The 14528-nt window shown below is 65.6% G+C and carries 12 protein-coding genes; 5 read left to right on the top strand and 7 right to left on the bottom strand.

The genetic code is table 11. From position 1 onward, the window contains the following. The first annotated feature begins 30 nt into the window (after positions 1–30). Positions 31–1815 carry a PQQ-binding-like beta-propeller repeat protein gene (locus tag IPM80_12560; protein MBK8959235.1) on the top strand — a complete coding sequence of 595 codons (1785 nt, stop codon included), beginning with the start codon at positions 31–33 and terminating at the stop codon, positions 1813–1815. A 118-nt stretch (positions 1816–1933) separates the two neighbouring features. On the opposite strand, the gene IPM80_12555 is transcribed toward IPM80_12560, so the two are convergent. From IPM80_12555 to IPM80_12535, 5 genes are all read right to left on the bottom strand, one after another. Next, positions 1934–2371: a hemerythrin domain-containing protein gene (locus IPM80_12555; GenBank protein MBK8959234.1), complete on the bottom strand. Its 438-nt coding sequence runs from the start codon at positions 2369–2371 to the stop codon at positions 1934–1936. A gap of 86 nt (positions 2372–2457) precedes the next feature. Beyond that, positions 2458–3222, bottom strand: a complete 765-nt coding sequence (locus IPM80_12550; protein ID MBK8959233.1) for an SDR family oxidoreductase — start codon at positions 3220–3222, stop codon at positions 2458–2460. 6 nt (positions 3223–3228) lie between these two features. Then, complete coding sequence (locus IPM80_12545; GenBank protein MBK8959232.1) at positions 3229–4380, bottom strand: acyl-CoA dehydrogenase family protein; 1152 nt, start codon at positions 4378–4380, stop codon at positions 3229–3231. 2 nt (positions 4381–4382) lie between these two features. Next, a complete protein-coding gene (locus tag IPM80_12540) occupies positions 4383–5162 on the bottom strand; it encodes an enoyl-CoA hydratase/isomerase family protein (GenBank protein ID MBK8959231.1) in 780 nt (259 codons plus the stop codon). A 145-nt stretch (positions 5163–5307) separates the two neighbouring features. Further along, positions 5308–5829 carry a DUF882 domain-containing protein gene (locus IPM80_12535; GenBank protein MBK8959230.1) on the bottom strand — a complete coding sequence of 174 codons (522 nt, stop codon included), beginning with the start codon at positions 5827–5829 and terminating at the stop codon, positions 5308–5310. 120 nt (positions 5830–5949) lie between these two features. On the opposite strand from IPM80_12535, the gene IPM80_12530 reads away from it, so the two are divergent. Continuing rightward, positions 5950–7602: a L,D-transpeptidase family protein gene (locus IPM80_12530; GenBank protein ID MBK8959229.1), complete on the top strand. Its 1653-nt coding sequence runs from the start codon at positions 5950–5952 to the stop codon at positions 7600–7602. Positions 7603–7864: 262 nt separating this feature from the next. After that, positions 7865–9490: an ABC-F family ATPase gene (locus IPM80_12525; protein MBK8959228.1), complete on the top strand. Its 1626-nt coding sequence runs from the start codon at positions 7865–7867 to the stop codon at positions 9488–9490. Between the two features lie 135 nt (positions 9491–9625). On the opposite strand, the gene IPM80_12520 is transcribed toward IPM80_12525, so the two are convergent. Continuing rightward, a complete protein-coding gene (locus IPM80_12520; protein MBK8959227.1) occupies positions 9626–10771 on the bottom strand; it encodes an LLM class flavin-dependent oxidoreductase in 1146 nt (381 codons plus the stop codon). 207 nt (positions 10772–10978) lie between these two features. Beyond that, entirely contained in the window at positions 10979–11812 is an 834-nt protein-coding gene (locus IPM80_12515; GenBank protein ID MBK8959226.1) for an enoyl-CoA hydratase/isomerase family protein, read from the bottom strand. Between the two features lie 161 nt (positions 11813–11973). On the opposite strand from IPM80_12515, the gene IPM80_12510 reads away from it, so the two are divergent. After that, positions 11974–12777 carry an enoyl-CoA hydratase gene (locus tag IPM80_12510; protein ID MBK8959225.1) on the top strand — a complete coding sequence of 268 codons (804 nt, stop codon included), beginning with the start codon at positions 11974–11976 and terminating at the stop codon, positions 12775–12777. Between the two features lie 75 nt (positions 12778–12852). Continuing rightward, entirely contained in the window at positions 12853–14499 is a 1647-nt protein-coding gene (locus tag IPM80_12505; protein ID MBK8959224.1) for an acyl-CoA synthetase, read from the top strand. Positions 14500–14528: the final 29 nt, after the last annotated feature.

Genomic DNA, 14528 nt, shown 5'->3' with positions numbered 1-14528 from the left:
GCACACCGTCTTTCCATGGTGGGGATCCCGATGTTCAAGCTCTTCAGCGGCATGGCGCTCGTTCTTTTCGTGGCCTTGGGCGGCGCCAATGCACGGGCCGACGACGCGCGCCGGAATCACGCCGCACCCGACCAGGACAACTGGCAGACCTACGGGCATGGCTTCGGCAACCAGCGCTACAGCGAGCTTGCCGACATCACGACCGCCAATGTCGCCAAACTCACGCCCGCCTGGATCATGCAGACCGGCATCGTCGGCACCTTCCCCACCAATCCGCTGGTCGCCGACGGCGTGATGTATGTCACCACGCCGTTCAACCACGTCATCGCCCTCGATGCCGCGAGCGGCGCGGAGAAATGGCGCTACACGCATAAAGCCGTCACCGACAAGCTGTGCTGCGGCTCGCATAACCGCGGCCTCGCCTTCAGCGACGGCCGGCTGTTCATGATCACCGCCGATGCGCGTCTCGTCGCGCTCGACGCCAGGGACGGCAAACTCGTGTGGGACATCCCGGTGGTCGACCCGATGAGCGGCAACCCGGACGACCTCGCCGCGCTGCGCCACTACGATCCCGCGCATCACGAGGCTTTCGATCGCGCCACGCGCTTCGCCGGCAACATGGCGCCGGTGGTCCACGATGGCAAGGTGTTCGTCGGCGTCAGCGGCACCGGTTACAGCGCGGTGCTGAGCGACGCCGAGCACAACAGCGCGTCGACCTTGGGGCGGCCCGGCGTGCGTGACGGCCTGCGCGCCTTTCTCAGCGCCTACAGCGTCGACAATGGCGATCTCGTGTGGCGCTGGTATTCGACGGCGGCGAGCGGCTGGGAAGGCGACTTCGTCGCCAAGACCGCGTTCGGCGATGCGCTGCCGCGCGACATCGACGCTGAACGGGCCAATGCCGCCAGGTATCGGGACGCGTGGAAGACCGGCGGCGGTTCTATCTATTCGACGCCGTCCATCGACACGGCCCATGGTCTCATCTACTTCGGCACCGGCAATGCCTCGCCGGGCTACGAGGACGACAAGCGGCCGGGCGACAATCTCTACACTTCGTCACTCATCGCGCTCGATGTCGCGAGCGGCAAACTGCGCTGGTATCACCAGTTGGTGCCCCACGACCTGTGGGGCTACGATGCCTCGTCGCCGCCGGTGTTGCTGGATTTGAAAGGCCCGGACCAGCAGCCGCTGCCGGCGCTGGCGGCGGCGTCCAAGTCAGGTTGGATGTACGTCCTCGATCGCCTGACCGGCAAACCGCTGTTGCGCTCCGAGGCCTTCGTGCCGCAGGACAAGGTGATGTTCCGGCGCGCCACCGCCGCCGGCATCGACGTGTTGCCGGGCGCCGCCGGCGGCGCCAACTGGCCGCCCAGCGCCTACAGTCCGCAAACCGGCTACGTGTACGTGCCGGCCACCGACAACGCCAGCCACTACCAGTTGGAAAAGAACGCGGCGGGCAAGGACGTCACGGTGCTGAGCTTCAAGAACGACGCGCAACGCGCCGGCACGCTGTCCGCCATCAATCCGAACGACGGCAAGATTGCCTGGCAACTCAAGACCACGCTGCCGGTGATGTCCGGCGCGCTGGCGACGGCCGGCGGTCTGGTTTTCGCGGGTGAAAGCAACGGCGACTTCATCGCCCTCGATGCCAGGAGCGGCAAACGCCTGTGGCGTTTCGCGACCGGCGCCGGCGTCAACGCGCCAGCCATCACCTATCGCGTCAAGGGCCGCCAATACGTGGCGGTGGCGGCCGGCGGCCACGCACTGTTCAAGTTTGCCTTGGGGGATGCGGTGATAGCGTTTGCGTTGCCGGAAGACTGACGGCAGTGAGGTTCCTGGGATGGGATCTCTTGTGGGTCAGACTTCAGTCTGACATGCGAGGCACCGACACGAAGAGTCAGACTGAAGTCTGACCCACAATGTCGCAGCGGCCTGGGCGTCACCCGGCTTTCTTGCGCGTTTCCTCGGCCAGCGACTGCATCACCGGCGTGTAGCCCTGCATGTCCATGTACTGCTTGAGGATGGAATCCATCACCGAAACGTGATCGCCAAACCATTCGGCGACGGCCTTGGCGAAGGGCTCGCCGAGCGTGGTCTCGCCCTTGGCGACGCGTGCGCACACTTCTCGCGCCACCTGCAGCACCATGTTGTGCTGGTTCTGGTGACAACCCAGCGGCGGAAAGCCGCTTTCCTTCATCCAGCGCTCTTCCTCTGCAAAGTGCTGTTCGGTGTGCTCGACGAAGGCGCGCATGGTGGCCTCGATGTCCGCGGGTCCGGCTGTCCCCACCGCGTTCAGCAAATCGACGAACTCCTCGTGAGTGTGATCCATCACGACGTCGTCGAGAGCGAGTGTCGGGTTCCAGGCGAGGGTGGTCATGAACGGCTCTCCGAAAGGCTCGCACGCATTGCACACGCTGAACGTCCGGGCGGCTTTGATACAGGTCAAGCGCGGCGCGCGACCATTCAAATCAAGGTCAGGCCGCCATCCACGATCAAGGTCTGGCCGGTGACGAAGGACGCCTGCGCCGAGCACAGGAATTCCACCACCGTCGCCACTTCCTCGGGCCGACCGAGCCGGCCCAGCGGCGTTTGCGCGCACCAGCGTGGCGCGATTTCGCTTTCGAACTTCGCGCCGGCATAGAAACGCGCCGAGTGGGTATCGATATAGCCGGGACTGACGCCATTGACGCGGATGCCGCGCGGCGCAAGCTCCACGGCGAGGTAGCGCACCATGGATTCCATGGCGGCCTTGGCCGGGCCGAGTATGCCGTGTCGTTCGATCACGCGTACCGCGTCGAAGCCCGACAGCGCGACCATCGCGCCGCCGTCCCTCATCATGCCGGCGGCCGCCTGCGCCAGCGCCAGGAAGCCGCTGATGGTGATGCCGAAAGTGCGCGCCACGTGATGGGTGCCGGCCTCCATCAGTGGCTTGAAGGCGGTGGCGGCGGCATTGGCGACCAACACGTCGAGCGTCGCGCCGTCGTGACGAATGCGTTCGAACATGGCGTCGACCGAATCGGCATCGCCGATGTCGGCGCGCAGCGCCTGGGCGCGGCCGCCGCGCGCGACGATGGCACTGACCGCGGCCTCGGCGGTGGCGTCGTCACGTCGATAGTTGAGCAGCACTTCAGCGCCGCCGGCGGCAAAGCGCTCGGCGACCGCCAAGCCGATGCCGCGCGTGCCGCCGGTGATCAGTACGCGCGGCGCGCGTGCTTCAGAACCATTCATGCGCGCCTACCGGTAGGAGATGTATTCACGGCCGAAGATCTCGCGCGCCACCACGCCCTTCATGATCTCCGGCGTGCCGTCGCCGATCTCGAGACCAATCACGTCGCGCAGGCGTTGCGCGTAGGGCATGGAATTGTCGTAACCCATCCAGCCGTTCAACACCATGCAGCCGTGGATGGCCTGCACCGCCGCGTGCGGCGCCAGCCATTTCACCATCGCAGCCTCGCGGGTATGGGGTCGCCCGCGATCGCGCAGCCACAGGGTCTGGTAGGCCAACAGGCGCGCGGCATGCAACTGCGTGCTGTGTTCGGCGATCTGGAAGGCATAGCCTTCATGGCGCGCCAGCGGTTTGCCGAAGGTGTGACGCTGCTTGGCGAATTCCACGGTTTCATCGAGCGACTGCTGGGCCGTGCCTATGCAGGCCAGCGCGATGATGGCGCGGTTGTAATCGAAGGCCTCCATGGCCTGCGCGAAACCCGACTTGTCGGCGCCGAGCTGGTGATCGCGCGGCACGCGCACGTTGTCGAAGAACAACGAGCCGCGACCGGTGAGCTTACCGCCCATGCTGTCGTAAACGCGGCGCGTGACGCCGGGCGCATTCAGCGGCACCACGATCGCGCCTATGCCCTTGGCGCCCGCCGCGCCGATGCGCGCGAACACCACGCAGTAATCGGCGTAGCCGGCCATGGTGATGGAAGCTTTCTCACCGTTCACCACCCATTCGTCGCCGTCCAGCGTGGCACGGGTCTTGATCGAGGCGGCGTCGGAACCGGCGCCCGGCTCGGTCAGGCCGAAGGATACCAAGGTCTCACCGCTGGCGATCCCCGGCAGGATCATGCTCTTCACGCGCTCCTCGGCGTACTGGCCGATGAGGTCGGCGCTGATCGCGCCGAGCTGCAAATACATGGTGAAGTTGTGATCACCGCGCGCGATTTCCTCGGCGGCGATGCCGGCCATCACGTAGCTGCCGCCGACGCCGCCATAGGCTTCGGGCACGCGCAGGCCGGTGACGCCGAGTTCGGCGAAGGCTCGGATGCGCTCGCGCGGCACCGCCTCGCCGTGATCCCAGCGCGCGTAATCCGGCGCGAGTCTTTCCAGCGCGTAGCGACGCAGGGTTTCCTGGAAGGCCCGTTCACTGTCGTCAAAATCGAAATCCATGACTAGTTTCCCTGGAACCGCGCGCTGCGCTTTTCGAGAAAGGCGCGCACGCCTTCGTGCGCGTCCTGCGTTTGAAACAGGTAGCTGACGGCCTGCCGTTCCGCTTCGATGCCCGAGGCCAGGCCATGCAAGGCCGCGCCATGCACCAAGAGTTTCGCGGAGCGCAGCGCCAACGGCGGCAGCGCGGCAAGGCGCGCGGCCCAGCGCCGCGCTTCGTCCAGCACCTCACCGCTGGCGACCACCGCGTTGACCAGGCCGTGCGCGAGCGCGGTGTCGGCATCGAGCGGCTCGCCGAAGTAGATCATCTGGCGCGCGATCGCGGCGGGCAGCAGACGCGACAGGCGCTGGGTGCCGCCGGCGCCGGGCAAGAGACCGAGCTTGATCTCCGGCACGCCCAGGCGCGCGTCCTGGCCGAGCAGGCGAAAATCACAGGCCAGCGCCAGTTCGCAGCCGCCCCCGAATGCAAGACCATGCACCGCCGCGATGGTCGGCATGGGCAAGGCCTCGATGGCATTGAACGCCACCTGCAGGCCTTCGAGAAAGCGATAGGCGGCATCGGCATTGGTCAGCGCGTCGAGCGCCGCGATGTCGGCGCCGGCGCAGAACACGCGGCCGGCGCCGGTCACGATCACCGCGCGCAGCGTGGCGTCGTCGCGCAGCCGGCGCGCGAGCGCTTCGAGTTCGGTGGCCATCGCGGCATTGACCGCGTTCAAACGGTCCGGGCGATTGAGCGTTATGACGCCAACGCCGTCCGCGGCCACGTAATGCAAGGTTTCGAACATGTCAGCTCCCTGGGGCGCATGCGGCGCACGGAGTTACGCAGATCAGGCGTCGATAGTATCGAATCCGCGCCGCGGCCAGCGACGCGAGAAAGTGCGGGGATTTATCGGCCGGTCGCGCCGTGGCCGACGGCCACCAGCGGGCGCATCACCACTGGCGCGGGCGGCCGATGTCCAGGTGCACGAAATCGGAGGACGCGTAGTAGCCGACGCCGCCGAGCTTCAGGCGCGCCGCGACATCGCGCAGGTGGCGCGTGCGGGTATCGCGCAGGCGTACGTCGATGGCCATGCCATCCATGTGCAGGCTGCGCTGGGCGACGCCGCTGCTGGTGCGGCGCAGGAACTCGTTGGTGGCCGGCGAACGGTAACCGCAGATGATCTGGAACGGCGCATCGCTGCCGATGGCGGCGTGCACGAGGTAGAGCTGGTCGAGCAATTGGCGACGGATCGGGAAGACCTGCGCGGTGCGGAAGTCGCGCAACAGGTGATTGATCGATTTCAACGCGTGATCGTTGTAGGCGCCGTTGGCGTAATAGGTGACGGACAGGCGTTCACCGGTATGCAGATGCTCGAAAGACAAGGCACGACGCGACGGCACCTTGGCCCACGCGGGCGCGGCGCACAGCACGGCCGCACCTGCGCCCCATTGCAAAAACCCACGACGCGACATCACGCGCGACCCGGTGCCCATCTCGTCTTTCGATTTGTCTATCGGCACCCTTCCCCCTCATCGGTTCGGTCGCGAACCGGGCTACTATTAGCAAACCTTACCCGGAGCAATCAAGTCCGAATGCAGGCCCCCATCTCCACGCGCGCCGTTACGCGCGCGCTCTACGTTCTGTGCGTCGCCGTCATTCTCACGTTATCACCGCACGCCATGGGCGCGCCGTCGGACATCGCGCTGGCGCTGTCCGGCGATGCGCCGCAGGTGCAAATCGCCGGCGAAACCTTGTGGTCCACGCCCTTCCTGCGCGCGCTCCATGCCGGGCCCGACCAAGCGCCGCGATGGACGCGCAAACAACTCGACGTGTTGCGCGCGGCGGTGGCCGAGAGTTTCAGCGATGGTCTCGACCCGCATGATTTTCTCGATGACAAGCTGGCGTCGATCGACAGCCTGCCGCCCGCCGCGCGTGAACTGATCGCGACCGAGGCCTTGGCGCGTCTCGCTTTCACGCTGCGCTTCGGCAAATGCAATCCCGAGGCGCTCGATCCGGACTGGAATTATTCGCGCAGCTTCGGCAAGACCGATCCGACGGCGTGGCTGCGCGATTCGATCGCGAGCGACAAGCTCGCCGAGCGTCTGGCCGCGCTGCGCCCGTCCGATAACTACTACCGCGCGCTGAAAAAAGCCTTGGCCGATCTGCGTGCGCGCCAGGAGCGCGGCGAGCAATGGCCGAGCGTGAAAAGTGGCCCGACCTTGAAGCCGGACATGCGCGATGCGCGCATCGTCGAAGTGCGCGCGCGCCTCGCCGCCAGCGGTGATTACGTGGCGGCGGTGGCGCCGCCGCAAGACGCGGTCTACGACGCGGGCCTGGTCGAGGCGGTGCGAGCCTTCCAGCGCCGTAACGGTCTGGATGTCGATGGCGCCATCGGACGCGGCACGCTGGCGGTGATGAACGTATCGCTGGCCGCGCGCATCAACGATCTGCGTGTCAATCTCGAACGCGTGCGCTGGGTGTTCCGCGATCTCGAGCCCGAGGCGCTGTCGGTCAATATCGCGGCCTTCGAAGCGATGTACCTCGACCACGGCGAAGTGCGTTGGTCGGGGCGCGTGATCGTCGGCAAGCCATTCCGCAAGACGCCGATCTTCAAGGACCATCTGTCCTACGTGGAATTGAACCCGAGCTGGACCGTGCCGCCGACCATCCTCAAGGAGGACATCCTGCCCAAGCTGCGCCACGACCCGGGCTATCTCGCCACCAAGAAATTGAGGCTCATCGATTTCGACGGCAAGCCGGTCGACGCGACGACCATCGACTGGCGCAAGCGCGGCGCCGGCTTTCCCTGGATCCTGCGCCAGGAGGCCGGTCCCGAGAATCCGCTGGGACGCGTCGCCTTCATGTTCCCCAACGTGCACTCGGTCTACCTGCACGACACCCCGACCCGTGGCCTGTTCCAGCTTGCCGAGCGCGCCTTCAGCTCCGGCTGCATCCGCATCGAGGACCCGCTGAAACTGGCGCAGGAGGTGCTGCGTGACGACCCGCGCTGGAACCGCGCGGCCATCGACAAGGCCGTCGCCAAGGGCGCCAACCTGCGCATCAACCTGCCGCGCAAGGTGAGCATCATGCTGCTCTACCTGACGGCCTTCCCGGCCGCCGACGGCACGGTGGAATTCCGGCGCGACGTCTACGGCCGCGACCCGGCGGTGCTGGCGGCCCTCGACGCACCGCTGCGCTGGACGCCGCCCAAGGACTACAGGATGCCGGGCGCGCGCGGCGTTTGAGAGGTTGGGGACCACCATGGTCGTCGCATGGTAGGCCGGCCCCGGCGCGGGCCGGCTGACCACGGTCAGATTGCGGGGCGCCGGCCGGGCGCCGCCAAGGGGAGCGTCAGCGGCCTCAAACGCGTATGATGTCGCACCGCCGCATTCAGCCTCCGAGCGCCCCGCTCGGACCCGGCCGCGAATGCCCGGACCCCGCCGGCCGCGCCCATGTCCGCGTCGCGCCGGGCCATCGTTCAACGCTTGCCCCACTCGGAATCCTATCGTGCTCACAACTGCCAACGTCACCATCCAATTCGGCGCCAAGCCGCTGTTCGAAAACGTCTCGGTCAAATTCGGCAATGGCAATCGCTACGGCCTGATCGGCGCCAACGGTTGCGGCAAGTCGACCTTCATGAAAATCCTGGGCGGCGAGCTCGCGCCGACCAACGGCAATATTTCGATAGACCCGGGTGAACGCCTCGGCAAGCTCCGCCAGGACCAGTTCGCGTTCGAGGACTCAACGGTGCTGAACACCGTGATCATGGGTCACGAGCAGCTGTGGGAAGTGAAGTCCGAGCGCGACCGCATCTACTCCATGGAACACATGAGCGAGGAAGACGGCATGCGCGTGGCGGAGCTCGAAGTGCGCTTCGCCGAGCTCGACGGTTACACCTGCGAATCCCGCGCCGGCGAACTGTTGATGGGCGTCGGTATTCCGATCGAGCAGCACGAAGGCCTCATGAGCCAGGTGGCGCCGGGCTGGAAGCTACGCGTGCTGCTGGCCCAGGCCCTGTTCGGCGAGCCGCACATCCTGCTGCTCGACGAACCGACCAACAACCTCGACATCAACGCCATCCGCTGGCTGGAAGAGATCCTCAACACCCGTGACTGCACGATGGTGATCGTGTCCCACGACCGCCACTTCCTGAACAGCGTGTGCACGCACATGGCCGATCTCGATTACGGCGAACTGCGCGTGTATCCCGGCAACTACGACGAGTACATGATTGCCTCGACCGCGGTGCGCGAGCGCATGCTGGCCAACAACGCCAAGAAGCAGACCCAGATCGACGAGTTGAAGCACTTCGTCAGCCGCTTCTCGGCCAATGCCTCCAAGGCCCGCCAGGCCACTTCGCGCGCGCGGCAGATCGAAAAAATCCAGCTCGAGGACGTCAAGCCGTCGAGCCGCGTCAATCCCTACATCCGCCTCGAACAGAACAAGAAGCTGCATCGCCTGGCGGTGGAGGCCGAGAAGCTCGGCAAGGGTTACGACGGCGTGACGTTGTTCGAGCGCTTCGATCTCGCGGTCGCGGCCGGTGAACGCGTCGCCATCATCGGCCCCAACGGTATCGGCAAGACCACGCTGCTGCATTGCCTGGCGGGCGACGTCGCGCCAGACAAGGGCGTGGTGAAATGGGCCGAGAATGCCGAGGTCGGCTACGTGCGCCAGAACCGCGCCGCCGACTTCGACAAGGACATGACGCTGTTCGAGTGGATGAGCCAGTGGCGCCAGAAGGGTGACGACGACATGCGCGTGCGCGCGGTACTGGGTCAGCTGCTGTTCTCCAAGGACGACAGCAACAAGTCGGTGCACGTGATTTCGGGCGGTGAGGAAGCGCGCATGCTGTTCGGCAAGCTGGTGCTGGAGAAGCCCAACGTGTTGCTGCTCGACGAGCCGACCAACCACCTCGACATGGAATCGATCGAGTCATTGAACCAGGCGCTGGAGAATTATCCCGGCACGCTGATCTTCGTCAGCCATGATCGGGAGTTCGTGTCGTCGCTGGCGACACGGGTGATCGAGATGACCCACCAGGGCATCATCGACTTCAAGGGCACCTACGACGAGTACCTGGAATCGCGGGGTCTGGAGAAGGCGGCGCCGCGCAGGGTGCCGGCCAAGGCCTGACACGCTGGCCCGGCGGGTACCAATCCAGATTCATTATGGGTCGGACTTCAGTCTGACTGCTGCTTTGCAGCGACTTGAATGTCAGGCTGAAGCCTGACCCACAAAATATAAGGATGCCCCGAAGGACGACGCGGCTCAGGCCGCGTCCTGCACTTCGATCGGCTGCGGATTCAATTCCTGCAGCGCCGGCATCACTTCCTTGGCGAACAGCTTCATGCTCTTCTCGGCCATCTTCATCGGCATGCCGCCGTACTTGAAGATGAACATGATCTCCTCGCAGCCGAACTGCATGGCGAGATCCTTGGCGCGCTTGATGGTCTGATCCGGCGTGCCCCACGGATGGGAATCGACGAAACCGCGCAGGAACGGCGTCGGGTCGGCGGCCAGCGCCTTCTGCATCGCACCGTAGGACTCGTAGCCCTTGATGTTGCCGAGGTGGCTGCCGCGCAGCTCGTAGTGACGCAGCGCCGAATCGGCGTACTGCACCATGTACTGTTCGGCGCCGGCTTTCGCTTCGGCTTCGGTCTCGGCGACATAGGTCCACAGCGCGAGCTTGGTCTTGGACGGCGCGAAACCGGCCTTGGCATGCAGACGTGCGTACTTGCGCGCGGTCTCGAGCGACAGGCCGAGGCTGGTGGTCGGAATGACCAGCGGACGCACGCCGTGACGCGCGATGATTTCGACCGTCTCGTCGGTACCGCCGGCGCACCACAGGTTGGGGCTCAAGTCCTTGTCGGGCTGCGGACGCAGCTTCAAGCCCTTTATCTTGTAATGCTTGCCGTCGAAGTCGCACTTGCCGGTCGAGAGCAGCATGTTCAAGACCTGCAGCGATTCGTCGAAACGCTCGCGCGCCTCGCCCTGGTCGATGGAAAGGCCTTCGTATTCACGACGCCCGAGTCCGCGACCGACGCCGCAGATGATCTCGCGCTTGGGCCCGAGGAAGGTGTCGAGCATGTTGACGTCTTCGGCGACGCGCACCGGGTTGTGCCACGGCAGCACCGTGACCATGGTGCCGAGATCGACGCGCTTGGTGATACCCGCCACGTAGGTCAGGTACTGCAGCGGGTTGGTGACCATGGTGTAGGGCGTGAAGTGATGCTCGATGGTCCACAGCGCATCGAAGCCGGTGTCGTCGGCGATGCGCGCGATGTCGAGCTCTTCCAGGAAGATGTCGCGGTCGGATTGCTGCGGACGGGCGGCAACCTTTTCACCGCGCTCTTCCGCTTCGTAGCGATCCCAGTCGGAATAATTTTGATTGAATATCGTGGCGCCTACGCGCATGGCTGGTGACTCCCCTGACGTTGATTGAGTGGCATGGCCGAGATCGGCGCGACCGGACGATGATCACGGCCAGCGCGGCTCTGGCGACGCTCGCACAATCATGGCAACGATGCTTGATCCATCTCAAGCCTCGCGCCGTGTGTCGTGCGCGAAATGCGCACGACACACGCTGGTCGCCGAAGAAATACCCCCGATCCGGTAGTCGCGCTACAGACTCACGCGCTTGAAGGCCGGCTCGCGCTGCTCGAGAAAGGAGCGCACGCCCTCGCGGAAATCCGGCCGTCCGAGACTCTCTTCCATGAGCCGGTTGGTCTCTTCCATGGCCGGCCCCAGCGTCACCATGAGATGACGATAGACCTGCTGCTTGATGATCATCATCGACGCCGGCGACACGCTCTTCGACAGGTTGACGATGTATTCGCGCGCCTGCTCGACGGCGCCGCCGGTCTCGCACAGGCGATCGGCCAAGCCCATCTTGTCCGCCTCCTCGCCATCGAAGCGCCGCGCGCTCCACAGGATGTCGAGCGATCGCGACGTGCCGATGAGGCGCGGCAGCAGCCACGACACGCCGTGCTCGGCGACCAGGCCACGGCCGGCGAAGGCGGTCGAGAACTTGGCCTGGCGCTCGACGAAACGCATGTCGCACAGCACCGCGAAACAGAAACCGAGCCCCGCGCAGGGACCATTGACGGCCGCCAGCACCGGCTTGCGCACCGCCAGCAGGTAGGTATACGCGATGCTGAAATCGGGGCCCATGGCGACATCGCCCGGCGCCGCCGCGAGCGCCGGGTCCTCGGCGCCGTCGAGACTGGCCGAGGCCGAGATCTCATCGAGCGCCGCCATGTCCATGCCCGCACAGAAACCACGGCCCGCGCCGGTGAGAATGATGCCGACCACGCGCGGGTCGCGTTCGGCGGCCGCCACCGCGTGGCGGATCTCGGCCAGCATGGTGCGCGTGAACGCGTTGAGCCGCTCCGGGCGGTTCATGGTGATGATGGCGACCGGATCCTCGACCCGGTAGAGAATGTCGCGGTACTGCATGCTCGTCTCCCCTGCATGGCGTGATCGGCGGCGCAAAGCGCCGGCCGGTGAAAATCCGCGGGCCGCCCGGGCCCGCGCGGCAGGATAACATCGCCACGCCGGTCGCTTGCGAAGCCCTCGGCCCGCCTCGACAATAACCGGCCTGACCCCGGAGCACGACGATGACCGCCAGCCATACGCAGCCCTTGCCCGAATCCGCCGTGAGCTATGCGCTCGCCGACGGCATCGCCACCCTGACGCTCGATCGTCCCAGTCGTTACAACACCCTCACCAGCGAAGTCATCGCCGCCATGAACGAGCACCTCGCGGCGATCGCCGCCAGTGCCGAGGTGCGGGTCGTGATCGTGGCGTCGACCGGCAAGGCCTTTTCCACCGGCCATGATCTGAAGGAAATGAATGCCCATCGCGACGAGACGTTCTATCGTCGCCTGCTGGCCGACTGCTCGCGCATGATGCAGGCCATCGTCGCGCTGCCGCAGCCGGTGATCGCCAGGGTGCAGGGCATCGCCACCGCCGCCGGCTGTCAGCTGGTCGCGAGCTGCGATCTCGCGGTGGCCGCCAGCAGCGCACGCTTCGCCACCAACGGCATCGCCAACGGCCTTTATTGCGCGACGCCGTCGGTGGCCTTGAGCCGCGTCGTGCAGCGCAAGCATGCCCTGGAAATGCTGCTGACCGGTGACTTCATCGACGCCACGCGCGCCTTCGAAATCGGCCTCGTCAACCACGTGGTCGATGATGCCGAACTCGAAGCACGCACTCGCGCCCTCGCGCTGCGCATCGCCGAGAAATCGCAATACGCGGTGCGCCTCGGCAAGGCCTCGTTCTATCGCCAGGTGAACCAAGGTCTCGACAGCGCCTATCGCGGCACCGCCGAGGAACTGGTGTGCAACCTGCTCGCCGCCGACGGTGTGGAAGGCCTCAACGCCTTCATCGAGAAGCGTCCGCCCAAGTGGCAGGACCGCTGAATCCCACTACCCGCTGCCGCGCACCCAAGCTGTGACCGTGGTGCGCGCATCAACATCGCATGAGGAACTCCCGGCATGAACGACGCCGCCCGTAATCCCTATGAACTGGATCTCGACCAGGTCCCGGCCAACTACGTGCCGCTGTCGCCGCTCAGCATGCTGGCGCGCGCGGCGGCGGTGTATCCGCAGCGCCTGGCCGTCGTGCACGGCGAACGTCGCTTCAGTTGGATGGAAACCTTCACGCGCTGCCGGCGGCTCGCCTCGGCGCTGGCCAAGCGCGGCATCGGCAAGGGCGACACGGTGGCGGTGATCGCGACCAACATCCCGGCCTTCTATGAAGGCCTGTTCGGCATTCCGGCTGCCGGCGCCGTGATCAATCCCATCAACATCCGTCTCGATGCCGAGGCCATCGCCTTCATACTCGATCACGGCGAAGCCAAGGTGGTGCTGGTCGATACCGAGTTCGCCCACGTCACGCGCGACGCGCTGGCGATGGCCAAGGTCAAGCCGCTGGTCATCGACATCGCCGATGTCGATGCGCCCTGCCACGATCGCATCGGCGTGATGGAATACGAAGACTTCATCGCCGAGGGCGATGCCGATCATCCGTGGCTATTGCCCGACAACGAGTGGCAGGCGATGGCGCTGTGCTACACCTCGGGCACCACCGGCAACCCCAAGGGCGTGGTCTATCATCATCGCGGCGCCTATCTCAATGCCATCAGTTGCGCGATGGCCTGGAACATGACGCACCACCCGGTCTACCTGTGGACCTTGCCGATGTTCCATTGCTGCGGCTGGACCTTCCCGTGGACCATCGCCGCCCTCGCCGGCACCAACATCTGCCTGCGCCGCATCGCCGCCAAGCCGATCTACGACGCGATTGCGGAGCACAAGGTCACGCATTTCTGCGGCGCGCCCATCGTCCTGAACTTCATCATCCACGCGCGCCCCGAGGACAAACGCCCGCTGCCACACACGGTGGAGGTCATGACCGCCGGCGCCGCGCCGCCGGCCGCCATCCTGCGCTCGATGGAAGCCAATGGTTTTCACATCACCCATACCTACGGCCTCACCGAGGTCTATGGGCCGGCGGTATTCAACGCGCCGCAGGACGACTGGGCGGCGCTCGACGAAGAAGCCTACGCCGAGAAACTCATCCGCCAGGGCGTGCGCTACCACGTGCTGGAAGACCTGGAGGTGCTGGACCCCGAGACCATGCAGCCGGTGCCGCGCGACGGCGAAACGCTCGGCGAGGTGATGTTCAAGGGCAATGTCGTGATGCGCGGCTATCTCAAGAACAAGAAGGCCACCGACGAGTCACTGGCCGACGGCTGGTTCCATTCGGGCGACCTGGCGGTGATGTATCCCGACGGTTACATCCAGATCAAGGATCGCTCCAAGGACATCATCATTTCCGGCGGCGAGAACATTTCCTCCATCGAAGTCGAGGAAGTGCTGTACAAGCATCCCGACATACTGGAAGCGGCGGTGGTGGCGCGTCCCGACGACAAGTGGGGCGAGACGCCCTGCGCGTTCGTGACCTTGAAGCCGACCGCCGGCCCGGTCACGGACAAGCAGATCATCGCCTGGTGCCGCGAGAAGCTAGCGCACTTCAAGGCGCCCAAGACCATCGTGTTCTGCGATCTGCCGAAGACCGCGACCGGCAAGATCCAGAAATTCAAGCTGCGCAAGGATGCCGAGGCGATGGGCAGTCCGTAGGAAGCGGACCACGCCGGATTCGTGCCTGT

This window comes from Pseudomonadota bacterium (assembly GCA_016719885.1).
GTDB lineage: Bacteria > Pseudomonadota > Gammaproteobacteria.
This window is presented reverse-complemented; position numbering and strand designations above follow the sequence as displayed.